Here is an 11328-nt window from a genome sequence, read left to right as displayed (position 1 = left end):
CGTTTTTTCTGCCGCCTCAAGCAATTCCGCCGACTGGCAACTCGCTATGAAAAACTGGCTACGCGCTTCAACGCATTCTTGCAACTTGCCTGCGCTTACATCTGGCTAATGTGAACACGCCCTAGCGAAAGCAAACAAATGCCCCCGCCTGCTTGTCTAGCCTCGTGACTTCTCGAGCGGCAAGAGACTGAGCGCGGCAACCGTTCGGTCCTACATCCAGATCGCCTGAAAAACGACGTCTCGGATGATCTTTATCTTTACTTCACCTATATAGTCGATATTGTCCAACTCATCGTCCGTGGCATTAGCTAGCTTTCCGACAGTGGTCATACCCGCCGTACGCAGTCGCTGAATGATTGGTTCGGTCAACCCGTAGGGATACGCGGAGGACCGACCAAGCACCTTGATCTCTCTGTCCAAGATAGCAAGACCAGTCTCTTCCGGCAGTTGGGGTAGTTTGATGTGATGGAAGCCCATACTGGCGACATGCAACTCGGCGGGCTCACTACCTCCTTTCACCCACTCCTCAACCATTTCGAAGGTAAGGCGCTTGCTAGGCGTTGAGTCGAGCAGGCTACACAGATTCACCGCATAGATTGGTCCACGACCTCCCGACTTGAGAGCGCGTGAAGCCTCACGCTTTGCGACAAATCCAAGATACTCAAGAATCTCAAAAATCTTGAGATACTGGCTTACAAGTTGCCGATGGATCAGAACACGATCCTGAGCAATCGAGCGGAGACCGGCCTTCACAGGCTTTGTTTCGTGCTCCACGATCGCCTCCATTACCTCACGAGCGGGCTCGATGAGGGCTTCATAGATTCCCAGCTTGGGCGCCACCTCTTCCATCAGAGGCCAGAAGTAATCCGATGCCATGTCGAGCATGCATTGCTGCAGATCGGGGATGCCAATCTTTTCTTTGGCTTCAAACCGGTTACATGCCAAGATAAACCCACGAAGATTTCCTACAACTGCTCGCCCAAGTAGATTGGCAAACTCTGAAGGAGTGAGCCGATCAGAGAAGGATGAACGTTCGGCCAAGCGTGGATAGCGAGCCTTCACGACATCAGGGAAAAAATCATGGGACGATGAGACATCAGATCGGCCAATGTCGATTACCGTCGAGTCATTGAAGACATCAAATCGAACGCCGAACTTGGTGACCCCTGGATAAATCGAGGCTTTGCAGGATATGAGATTGCTTGAGATCGTGCGGAACAAATCGAAAAACACTTCAAGCGGCTTCTCTCGACCAATGTGTGCAGCGTCATCAAACAGCAACACTACCCGCTTGCCAAGTGACTGAGCTAGCGTCGTCAAACCAAGCTGCAGCGAGGCTTGGTCTACCGCTGCCGGGAAGTCCTGCCCGATACTGCGTTCCTGAAGCTCTTTTTGAATCGCTTGTGACAGAAGTATGCAAAAGTGCCCAATGTACTCTTGGCCGTCAGACTGGAGCAGCGGAAGATGGCGCAGACTTACGTAGATGGGCAAGATGCTTGTAGAAGCTTTCATCCGTCGAGAAGCTTCAATCAGCAGGGCACTTTTCCCGCTTCCACGCCCCCCCCGAATAAGGACGGGCCCATGAGCGCTCAACTTCCGGATGATGAGTTCATCGTAACTTGAGAAGCTGTGGATTTTCTCGAACTCGGCAGGAGGGCACTCTTCTGCAGCTAGGATTAGGCTGGGGTCGGCTTCAGTGTTGTCAAAGTTATTCACGGTACGAGCCTTCTGATGGCTTTATATGCATCAACTGCAACGTTTGGGTCGAGAGACGCGTATGCGGTATGAACGAAGTGCGACGCCAAGCCGAGATGCGTCACAAGGAGGATTGCCTCTCGAATCGAATTTTTGACAGTCGGCTCGTCGAAGAGGAGTGCGCTCGTAAAGAATTCCCAGTGGACGCCCTTCGAGAGGGTTGAATAGAGCTGCGCGCTACGCCCTTTGGTTTCATCAATGAATCGATCCGGATCCAAACTTAGGATATCTGTCAGAAGGGGGTCATGCTCGAGTGTCGTCACATGATCCAAAAGGCGGGAAATCGCAGGCTTCCAAAAAATATGATCAAAGTGCTTTGAGAACAAGGCCCGGCTAATTTTGGGAAGATCATGATCGGCATTCCATAGAACATTATTTTGCTTGTCATCGGGAATGACATCCCCTGTCCAGGAAAACGCTGACTTAACCCGCTTGCCGTACTCGTATTCTGGCTGTGCTTGGAATTCGCTTAAGTACAGCATTCGAAATGAATCAAGGCGACCAACAAGCGCTGCACATCCGTTTTCAAGCAGTACCCGGGCACAGAAGGGTCCATAACTTAGGGTATCGTCGGTGGCGTCGTCAGCAAGAAACCTTACCGCACGAGACGAAAATCCCTTGATTGAGCTCGAAAGCTGATTAAGTGCGATACCAGCTGTCCCATCTGCACCATCGCCGCATAGTAAAAGTGCCAATTCGTTCATAGGAAAAGGGTTTTACGCATGCTGAGTCTCGGCGGTAGGAGGAAAAGCAACTCTCAGCCAGTGCTGAACCCGACTAAGAAGGGACTTAAAGGAAGTCATGGGGTAATTTTGCCATTGTACTGCGGTTGGATTTCGCATGCATCGGCTGAGAAAGTCAATCATCATCGCTATTGATTGCCCGAAGATCCATGTGCTGCGGGATTAATGACTGTACCCGCTGCTTAACGGACCTTCGCGGGACTCTGTCGTGCTGTCCGCTTCGGCCGAGGACTTGCCAAAGGGTTTGCCTGCCCCCCCCAGTTCGGAGCTGACTGCATAATGAACCAAGGCCTGCTTTTCAGGCAGGCCTTGTTGGGTTTCAGTTTCCGACGGAAATCATTTTCTGCGACGGACTTGATTTTCCGCCTTCAGAACCGCCTCACCAGCTCGCCTCGCGTTCCGGCGTTGCGGTGATCTTGTGGATGCTGAGGTCGGCGCCTTCGTATTCTTCTTCCTGGTCGAGGCGCAGGCCGAAGACTTTCTTCAGCAGGCCATAGACGGCGAAGCCGCCGGCCAGGGCGATGGCGATGGCGAGCAGGGTCATCAGCAGTTGCGGCATGAAGGCGACGCCGCCGGCGCCGCCCAGCGCCTTGCTGCCGAAGATGCCGGCGGCGATGCCGCCCCAGGCGCCGCACAGGCCGTGCAGCGGCCAGACGCCGAGGACGTCGTCGATCTTCCAGCGGTTCTGGGTCAGCGTGAACATGACGACGAACAGGGCGCCGGCAACCAGGCCGACGACCAGCGCGCCCATCGGGTGCATCAGGTCGGAGCCGGCGCAGACGGCGACCAGGCCGGCGAGCGGGCCGTTATGGACGAAGCCGGGGTCGTTCTTGCCGAGCACCAGCGCGGCGAGGATGCCGCCAACCATGGCCATCAGCGAGTTGATGGCGACCAGGCCGGAGATGTTCTCGATGGTCTGCGCGCTCATCACGTTGAAGCCGAACCAGCCGACGGTGAGAATCCAGGCGCCGAGGGCGAGGAAGGGAATCGACGAGGGCGGGTGCGCCGACATCCGGCCGTCCTTGGTGTAGCGGCCGTAGCGCGCGCCGAGGAGGAGCACGGCGGGCAGCGCGATCCAGCCACCCATGGCATGCACCACGACGGAGCCGGCGAAATCGTGGAAGGGCGCACCAAAAGTGGTCGTCAGCCAGTCCTGGATACCGAACATCTTGTTCCAGGCGATGCCTTCATAGAAGGGATAGACGAAGCCGACGAGCAGGAAGGTGGCGGCCAGTTGCGGGTAGAAGCGGGCGCGCTCGGCGATGCCGCCGGAGATGATGGCGGGGATGGCGGCGGCGAAGGTGAGCAGGAAGAAGAACTTGGTCAGTTCGTAGCCGTTCTTCTCCATCAGCGTATCGACGCCGCTGAAGAAGTGGATGCCGTAGGCGATGCCGTAGCCGACGAAGAAGTAGGCGATGGTCGAGATCGCGAAGTCGGTCAGGATCTTGACCAGCGCGTTGACCTGGTTCTTCTTGCGGACGGTGCCGACCTCAAGAAACGCGAAACCCGCATGCATGGCGAGCACCATGATGCCGCCGAGCAGGATGAAAAGAACATTGCTGCCGGAATGAAAGCTATCCATGAAAACCTCCAGAACGAATCCGGCCTGGAAAGCAAGCACCATTCCAGTGCATTATTTTCTTTTCAAATCAGGGCATTGAATTTTGCACCAAGTTGAAAAGCGCACCTCTATCGTGCATTGCGGGGCACACGCGCCCCGCAATCGTGCATTACCTCAGTCCAGCGGGTAGCCGCGCGGCAGCAGCACCCACATGCGGCCGCGCTGTTTCATGCGCCCGGCGAGGTTGCCGGCTTCCTTGCCGAAGCCCCAGAAGAAGTCGGCACGTACCGCACCGCGGATGGCGCCGCCGGTGTCCTGGGCGAGCATCAGGCGGTTCAGCGGCTGCGCCGAATTGGGGCGGGTGGTGGCGAGGAAGACCGGCGCGCCAAGCGGGATCGAACGCGGGTCGATGGCGATGCTGCGTTCGGCGGTGAGCGGCACGCCCAGTGCGCCGAGCGGGCCGTCGTCGCTGGCCGGCATTTCGCGGAAGAAGACGTAGCTGGGGTTGGCGTTGAGCAGTTCGTCGAGGCGCGCCGGGTTGGCCCGCGCCCAGGCCTGGATGCCCTGCATCGAGGCTTCTTCCAGCTTGAGGTCGCCACGGTCGACGAGCAGGCGGCCAATCGAGCGGTAGGGGTGGCCGTTCTGGTCGGCGTAATTGACCCGCAGCAGGCTGCCGTCGGGCAGGCGGATGCGCCCGGAGCCCTGGATCTGCAGGAAGAAGAGTTCGACCGCGTCATCGACCCAGGCCAGCGTCCTGGCCGGCAGGCGCTTGCCCTGGGCGGCGATCTCGCCGCGCGACCAGTAGGGGACGACCTTGTTACCCTCGATCCGGCCGCGCACGCGCTTGCCCTTGAGTTCCGGGAAGAGGTCGCCGAGTTCGACGGTCAGCAGGTTGTCCGGCACGCCATGCACCGGGTAAAGGTTGCGCTTGTCGCGCTGGCGGCTGCCCTGCAGCAGCGGTTCGTAGTAGCCGGTGATCATGCCTTCGACGGCGCTGCGGTCGTCGGTCGATACCGTGTAGGGCTGCATGACGTTCTCGAAGTAGCGGCGGATCGCCTCGGCGGACCGGGCGTCGACCTCGGCGGCGTGGGCGCAGGCCTGCTGCCAGGGGGCGCCGCCGGCGCGGCTGCGCAGCGCCTGGCAACTTTTCAGGAAGGGTTGCCAGGCGGCGCTCAGGTCGTCCTCCTGCCAGCCCGGCAGGTCGCTCCAGGCGGCCAGCGTGAACACCCGGCTGAACGCCGGGGCGGCCGGCTTTTCCGCGGCGGCCTCGGCGCAAGGCGGACAGTCCGGCGCCTTGGCCGCGCCTTCCGGCGAAACGGTACGCGGCGGCACGGCGCAAGCGGCCAGCGCCAGGGTGGCGGCGAGGATGGCGGTTTGGAGTTTTGACATGGCTTTGGTTAGAGTGATCGACTTTTCCCGAGTATACCTGTGACGATGATCGATCCTGCCCAACTCGAACGTTTGCTGAACCGCGCCGAACACGTCCTGTCCCGCCTCGAAGGCATCCTGCCGCCGCCCCCGGCACAGCCCGACTGGGCCGGCGCGGTGGCTTTCCGCTGGCGCAAGAGCGGCGGCCGCGGCTGGCTGCAGGGCGTCGCCCACCCGCACCCGATCCGCCTCTCCGACATCGAGACGGTCGACGACCAGAAGGCGCGCATCGTCGCCAACACCCGCCAGTTCGTCGCCGGCCACGGCGCCAACAACGTGCTGCTGACCGGCGCCCGCGGCTGCGGCAAGTCGTCGCTGGTGAAGGCGGTGCTCAATGAATTTTCAGCCGACGGCCTGCGCCTGATCGAGGTCGACAAGCACGACCTGGTCGACCTGCCGGACATCGTCGACCTGGTCGAAGGACGGCCCGAGAAGTTCATCATCTTTTGCGACGACCTCTCGTTCGAGGCCGGCGAGACCGCCTACAAGGCGCTGAAGTCGGTGCTCGACGGTTCGGTCGCGGCGCCGCCGGCCAACGTGCTGATCTACGCGACGTCCAACCGCCGCCACCTGATGCCCGAATACATGGCGGAAAACCTCGAGGTACAGCGCGTCGGCGACGAAATCCACCCGGGCGAGGCGGTCGAGGAAAAGGTCTCGCTGTCCGAGCGCTTCGGCCTGTGGATTTCCTTCTACCCCTTCTCGCAGGACGATTACCTGGCGGTCTTCGCGCACTGGGCGCGACAGTTCGGGGTCACCGAGACGGTGATCGCCGGCAGCGAGCGCGAGGCGCTGAACTGGGCGCTGTCGCGCGGTTCGCGCTCGGGCCGGGTGGCCTGGCAGTTCGCCCGCGACCTCGCCGGCCGCCAGCCGGAGGGCGGCGCGTGAGCGACATCGTTGAAGTCGCCGCGGCGGTGATGCTGCGCGCCGGCGGCAGCGAGTTCCTGCTCGCCCAGCGCCCGGTGGGCAAGGTTTACGCCGGTTACTGGGAGTTTCCCGGCGGCAAGGTCGAACCCGGCGAAAGCGTGCGCGACGCGCTGGTGCGCGAACTGCAGGAAGAACTCGGCATCACCGTCACCGCCTGCCACCCCTGGCTGACCCGCCGGCATGTCTATCCGCACGCCACGGTGCGCCTCAATTTCTGGCAAGTCACTGCCTGGCAGGGCGAAATCGGCATCACCGCGCCGCTCGAACACAGCGCGGTGGACTGGCAACGGCGCGGCACGGCGGCCAGCGTCGCCCCCATCCTGCCGGCCAACGGGCCGATCCTGAAAGGTCTGGCGCTACCCGAGACGATGCTCATCTCGTCGCTCGACGAAACGACGCCGGCGGCCTGGCTGGCGCGCCTGGAACGCCGCCTGCAGAGTTCCAGCGACGTCCTGCCGCCGCTCGTCCAGGTACGCGACAAGACGCTGCCGGCAACGGCGCGCGCCGCCTTTGCCGCTGCCGTGGTCGAACTGGCGCACCGCTACGGCGCGCCAGTGGTGATCAACGACGACGCGGCGCTGGCTGCCGCCTGCGGCGCCGACGGCGTGCACCTTTCCGCAGCGAGGCTTGCCGATTGCAAGGAGCGCCCGGATTTCGCCTGGGTCGGCGCGTCCTGCCACACGGCGGCGGAAATCGCCCGCGCCGGCGAGCTGGAGCTGGATTACGCGCTACTCGGCCCGGTCATGGCGACGCCGACCCACCCCGAACACCCGGGACTGGGCTGGGCGGAATTCGCCCGCCGCGGCGCCGGCAACACGCTGCCGCTGTTTGCGCTGGGCGGCATGCGCGAGACGCTGCGCGACAGCGCCTGCCTGCACGGCGCCCACGGCATTGCGCTGATGCGCGGCTGGTAGGAAAGAAGAAGCGGCGCGCCGTTCAGCGCGGCGTGCTGCTGAAGTCGATGCCCGGCGCCGCGGTTTCCTCGTCGGTCGGCGCGCCGGGGATGGTGTAGCTTTCGCTCGCCCAGGCGCCGAGATCGATCTGCTTGCAGCGTTCGGAGCAGAAGGGCCGCCAGCGGTTTTCCGGCGACCACGGGGATTCCTTGCCGCACTGCGGGCAGCGCACGAGACGGGGCGGTTTCACAGGTTGCAGAAGGTCAGTGCGAATTGGACGTCGCGCTCGCAACCGCGTGCCTTCAGCTCATTGAGCGGCGGCTTGGTGAAGCGGATGTTGAGGAAGTACTTGTTGGCGCTGACTTCGGGCACCGCGGCTTCTTCCGCCGCCAGCTCGACGCGCACCATCTGCGCCGAGGTGCCGCCGAGGTTGAGCTGAAACTGGCCATTGCTGGCGACGTGGTGCTTCGGCCGGCCGCTCGAACGCAGCAGGCGGAGAACGATCGCCGACGCGTCGCGCAGCGCGAACAGCGGCTTGCTCCAGGCTTCCAGCGCATTGCGCCGGGCGTCCGGCGTGCGGTGCAGCCACCAGTGGTAGGACGGCAGGTCGAATTCGCAGACGCCGCCGGGAATCGCCGCCCGGCTCTTGATGCTCATCAGCCAGTCGTTGTCGCGCAGGTACTGGCCGATCTTGCCGCTCATCGCCAGCAGCGAGGCCGACGACTGCTCGATCTCGTAGAGCGCGCCGGACAGCGCCTCTTCGGAAATATCCGGGTTGTTGCGGAAAGCGAGCAAGGTCTGGCGCTGCCGTTCGAGTTCCTGGATCAGGTCCATCTTGAGGTCGGCACGACCGGCAGCCTCAAGGATTTCGAACAGCGTGACGAGGGCTACGTGATGTTCGTGCTGACCGTCGGCACGAGCGAAATACGCCGTCTTCTCGAAAAGATCTTCGAGACGCAACAGCGTGCGGATGCGCTCGTTGAACGGGTATTCGTAGGTGATCACTCGGCCGGGTTCCGGAAATCGGAAAAATTTGCTGAATTCTGAGGCATTTGCAAGCAAATCTCAACAGCCAGCTTTAAGTTCTGCCGGCAAGATGAAGATATTCTGCATGCAGCGCTGCAACCGCCCGGTAAAGAATTGTGCGCTCGCCGTCATTGACCAGAACGTCGTCGGCAATCGCCAGCCTTGCCTCACGGCTGGCCTGGGCGGCGAGGATGGCGCGCACCTCGGCTTCGCTGATGCCGTTGCGCGCCATGACGCGCTCGATCTGCAGGCTTTCCGGGCAATCGACGACCAAGATGCGCCGGCAACGCTCGCGGTAGCTGCCGGATTCGACCAGCAGCGGCACGGCGAGGATGACGTAGGGCGCGCTCGCCGCCCGGCAGCGGGCATCGGATAGCTGGCGGATCATCGGATGGAGGATGCCTTCCAGGCGCTGGCGCGCGCCGGGATCGGCGAAGGCCAGACGGCGCATCGCGGCGCGGTCGAGGGCGCCGGACGGATCGGCGATCGCTGGCCCGAAGGCGGCGATCAGCGCCGGCATCGCGGCGCCACCGGCCGCCGTCAGCTCGTGGGCAATGGCATCGGTATCGACCAGCGCCGCGCCGAGTTCGACGAAGGCATCGGCGACCGTGCTCTTGCCGCTGCCGATGCCGCCCGTCAGGCCGACGACGAAATCGCTCACGGACAGCGCTTCGCCGCGTTCTTCGGCAATGCCTGGGCAAGCGCTGCGCGCAGGGCGTCGGCACGGGCGGCCGGGCCGCGGACTTCGAGGCGCGGTTTGCTTTCCTTGCCTTCCTTGTCCGGGCGCTGGCTGACCCGCGCCGAACGGACGCCCTTGTCCTGCAGGCTGGCCAGGTGGTCGCTGGCGCCTTTCTCGCTGCTGAAGATGCCGAGCGAGATGGCGTGACGCTGACCGCCCTCCTGGATGATGAAGTAGTCGGTGATGCCGATCGCCTTCAGCTCGGCCGCCTTCTTCTCGGCCGCCGCGCGGTTCGCCTGCGGCGGGATCGACACCCACCAGCCGCGGTTCTCGACGCTGATTTCACGCCAGGTGAACTCGTCGAAGCCCCCGGCCAGAACCCGCCGCACCCGGTCGCCCTCGACCTGGCTCAGCCCTTCCCAACTCAGGCAAACGGCGCCCGACGCCTGGGCTTTGGCGGATTCCTTGGCTGCTGTCTCCTTGGCTGCTGTCTCCTTGGCTGCTGCCTCCTTGGCTGCTGCCGCTTCCTTTGCCGCAGCTTCCTTTGCCGCAGCTTCCTTCTTGGCCGTAGCCTCTTTGGCCGCGGCTTCCTTCGCTGCCGCTTCCTTGGCCGCCTTGGCCGCTTCCTTGGCCGTCAGCGCCGGTTTTTCCGCTGGCACCTCCTCCGGCTCCGGCGCTTCGGCTTCCAGCGCCGGAGCCGGCTGCGGCAGCGGTGGCGCCTCGCCGCGGGCGACGATGCGGATGCTTTCCGGCTTGATCTGCTGCGTGATGCGCACGCTTTCACCGACCTCGGCCGGACCGATCAGCCCCTGGCTGAAGGCGTAGAACAGCAGGTTGCCGAGGACGAGCAGGAAGACGATGAACTTCACGATCTCAGCCGACCTGGGGCAGGTGCTTCAGCGATTCGACGATGGCTTCGGCCGGGTACTCGTAATCCTCCAGCTTGCCGGCGAAATACTTGTCGTACGACGCCATGTCGAAGTGGCCGTGACCGGTCAGGCAGAAGAGGATCGTCCTGGCTTCGCCGGTCGCCTTGCAGCGCAGGGCTTCGTCGATCGCGGCGCGGATGCCGTGGCAGGATTCCGGCGCCGGGATGATGCCTTCGGCGCGGGCGAACTGGACGCCGGCCTCGAAGGTGCCGACCTGCGGCACCGCCACCGCTTCCAGCAGCTTCTCGTGGAAGAGCTGCGAGAGGAGCGGCGAGGCGCCGTGATAGCGCAGGCCGCCGGCGTGGATACCGGGCGGCATGAAGTCGTGGCCGAGCGTGTACATCTTCATGATCGGCGTGTAGCCGGAGGCGTCGCCGTAGTCGTAGGTGTAGGCGCCCTTGGTCAGCGTCGGGCAGGAGGTCGGCTCGACGGCGACGCAGCGCAGGTTCCTGGCGCGCGGGTCGCCGGCCGCCTTGTCGGCGAGGAAGGGGAAGGCGATGCCGCCAAAACTGGAGCCGCCGCCACAGGGCCCGAAGATCACGTCCGGGTAGAGGCTGATCTTGGCGAACTGCTTCTTGGCTTCGAGGCCGATCACGGTCTGGTGCAGCAGCACATGGTTGAGCACCGAACCGAGGGTGTAGCAGGTATTGGGGTCGGCGGCGGCTTCCTCGACCGCTTCCGAGATGGCCAGGCCGAGCGAGCCCTGGCAGTCTGGGTCGGCGGCCAGCGCGGCGCGCCCGGCGTTGGTCAGATTGGTCGGCGAGGCGAAAACCTCGGCGCCCCAGGTCTGCATCATCGAGCGGCGGAAAGGCTTCTGCTGGTAGCTGACGTTGACCATGAAGACACGCACCGGCAGGCCGAACATCTGGCCGGCGTAGGCGATCGACGAACCCCACTGGCCGGCGCCGGTCTCGGTGGTCAGCTTCTTGGTGCCGGCCAGCTTGTTGAAATACGCCTGCGGCACGGCGGAGTTCGGCTTGTGCGAACCGGCCGGCGAAACGCCCTCGTACTTGAAGAAGATCTTGGCCGGCGTACCTAGTGCCTCCTCCAGGCGCAGCGCCCGACACAGCGGTGCCGGCCGCCATTGGGCGTAGATCTGGCGCACTTCCTCAGGAATTGGAATCCAGCGCTCGGCGCTCATTTCCTGTTCGAGAATCGGGTCGGGGAAGATCGCCCCCATCGCTTCCGGCGGCACCGGCTTGCCGTCCGGCCCGAGCGGCGGCGCCGGCGGGTTGGGCATGTCGGCGACGACGTTGTACCAGTGGGTGGGGATTTCTTCTTGTTCGAGGTTGATGCGCAACGGTGTCATGTTTTTTCTCTCTCCCTGCGGGCGGCGCCGCAAAGCCGGTAAATTACTCCAAAACCCCGCCCGGACCAAGGGCGCGGC

Annotated in this window: 11 protein-coding genes and 1 pseudogene; 3 read left to right on the top strand and 9 right to left on the bottom strand. The window is 63.3% G+C overall.

All coding sequences use genetic code 11. From position 1 onward, the window contains the following. Window positions 1-114 (top strand): annotated as a pseudogene (locus tag ACLIIZ_RS20080) (IS5/IS1182 family transposase); the annotation flags it as partial. Between the two features lie 96 nt (window positions 115-210). On the opposite strand, the gene ACLIIZ_RS20075 reads toward ACLIIZ_RS20080, so the two are convergent. The 4 genes from ACLIIZ_RS20075 to mltA all read right to left on the bottom strand — a co-directional run bounded on the left by ACLIIZ_RS20075 (window position 211) and on the right by mltA (window position 5448). Beyond that, entirely contained in the window at window positions 211-1716 is a 1506-nt protein-coding gene (locus ACLIIZ_RS20075; RefSeq protein ID WP_416695289.1) for a hypothetical protein, read from the bottom strand. Next, on the bottom strand, window positions 1713-2459 hold the full coding sequence (locus ACLIIZ_RS20070; RefSeq protein ID WP_416695287.1) for a hypothetical protein: 747 nt from the start codon (window positions 2457-2459) through the stop codon (window positions 1713-1715). The genes ACLIIZ_RS20075 and ACLIIZ_RS20070 overlap by 4 nt, the downstream gene beginning before the upstream one ends. Window positions 2460-2877: 418 nt before the next feature. Then, entirely contained in the window at window positions 2878-4080 is a 1203-nt protein-coding gene (locus ACLIIZ_RS20065) for an ammonium transporter (RefSeq protein WP_416695285.1), read from the bottom strand. Window positions 4081-4233: 153 nt separating this feature from the next. After that, entirely contained in the window at window positions 4234-5448 is a 1215-nt protein-coding gene (mltA, locus tag ACLIIZ_RS20060) for a murein transglycosylase A (protein ID WP_416695283.1), read from the bottom strand. Between the two features lie 45 nt (window positions 5449-5493). Here mltA and ACLIIZ_RS20055 point away from each other — a divergent pair, with 45 nt between their 5' ends. Beyond that, a complete protein-coding gene (locus tag ACLIIZ_RS20055) occupies window positions 5494-6375 on the top strand; it encodes an ATP-binding protein (protein WP_416695280.1) in 882 nt (293 codons plus the stop codon). Next, complete coding sequence (locus ACLIIZ_RS20050; RefSeq protein ID WP_416695278.1) at window positions 6372-7328, top strand: Nudix family hydrolase; 957 nt, start codon at window positions 6372-6374, stop codon at window positions 7326-7328. Before ACLIIZ_RS20055 ends, ACLIIZ_RS20050 begins: the two co-directional genes overlap by 4 nt. A 22-nt stretch (window positions 7329-7350) precedes the next feature. Here ACLIIZ_RS20050 and ACLIIZ_RS20045 read toward each other — a convergent pair whose 3' ends face one another. The 5 genes from ACLIIZ_RS20045 to ACLIIZ_RS20025 all read right to left on the bottom strand — a co-directional run bounded on the left by ACLIIZ_RS20045 (window position 7351) and on the right by ACLIIZ_RS20025 (window position 11250). Then, a complete protein-coding gene (locus ACLIIZ_RS20045) occupies window positions 7351-7557 on the bottom strand; it encodes a DNA gyrase inhibitor YacG (protein ID WP_374326863.1) in 207 nt (68 codons plus the stop codon). Then, window positions 7554-8312, bottom strand: a complete 759-nt coding sequence (zapD, locus tag ACLIIZ_RS20040) for a cell division protein ZapD (RefSeq protein WP_416695276.1) — start codon at window positions 8310-8312, stop codon at window positions 7554-7556. The genes ACLIIZ_RS20045 and zapD overlap by 4 nt, the downstream gene beginning before the upstream one ends. Window positions 8313-8385: 73 nt before the next feature. After that, window positions 8386-9000: a dephospho-CoA kinase gene (coaE, locus tag ACLIIZ_RS20035; RefSeq protein ID WP_416695292.1), complete on the bottom strand. Its 615-nt coding sequence runs from the start codon at window positions 8998-9000 to the stop codon at window positions 8386-8388. Continuing rightward, complete coding sequence (locus ACLIIZ_RS20030; RefSeq protein ID WP_416695274.1) at window positions 8991-9881, bottom strand: SPOR domain-containing protein; 891 nt, start codon at window positions 9879-9881, stop codon at window positions 8991-8993. Before ACLIIZ_RS20030 ends, coaE begins: the two co-directional genes overlap by 10 nt. Window positions 9882-9885: 4 nt before the next feature. Beyond that, on the bottom strand, window positions 9886-11250 hold the full coding sequence (locus tag ACLIIZ_RS20025; RefSeq protein ID WP_416695271.1) for a TrpB-like pyridoxal phosphate-dependent enzyme: 1365 nt from the start codon (window positions 11248-11250) through the stop codon (window positions 9886-9888). Window positions 11251-11328 lie beyond the last annotated feature (78 nt).

The sequence above is a fragment of the Azonexus caeni genome (assembly GCF_048146105.1).
Classification (GTDB): Bacteria; Pseudomonadota; Gammaproteobacteria; order Burkholderiales; family Rhodocyclaceae; genus Azonexus; species Azonexus aromaticus_B.
This window is presented reverse-complemented; position numbering and strand designations above follow the sequence as displayed.

Excerpts from the sequence above, each read along its gene's own strand:
- ACLIIZ_RS20070 (WP_416695287.1), bottom strand. The coding sequence starts at position 2,459 with ATGAACGAATTGGCACTTTTACTATGCGGCGATGGTGCAGATGGGACA.
- ACLIIZ_RS20065 (WP_416695285.1), bottom strand. The coding sequence starts at position 4,080 with ATGGATAGCTTTCATTCCGGCAGCAATGTTCTTTTCATCCTGCTCGGC.
- mltA (WP_416695283.1), bottom strand. The coding sequence starts at position 5,448 with ATGTCAAAACTCCAAACCGCCATCCTCGCCGCCACCCTGGCGCTGGCC.
- ACLIIZ_RS20055 (WP_416695280.1), top strand. The coding sequence starts at position 5,494 with ATGATCGATCCTGCCCAACTCGAACGTTTGCTGAACCGCGCCGAACAC.
- ACLIIZ_RS20025 (WP_416695271.1), bottom strand. The coding sequence starts at position 11,250 with ATGACACCGTTGCGCATCAACCTCGAACAAGAAGAAATCCCCACCCAC.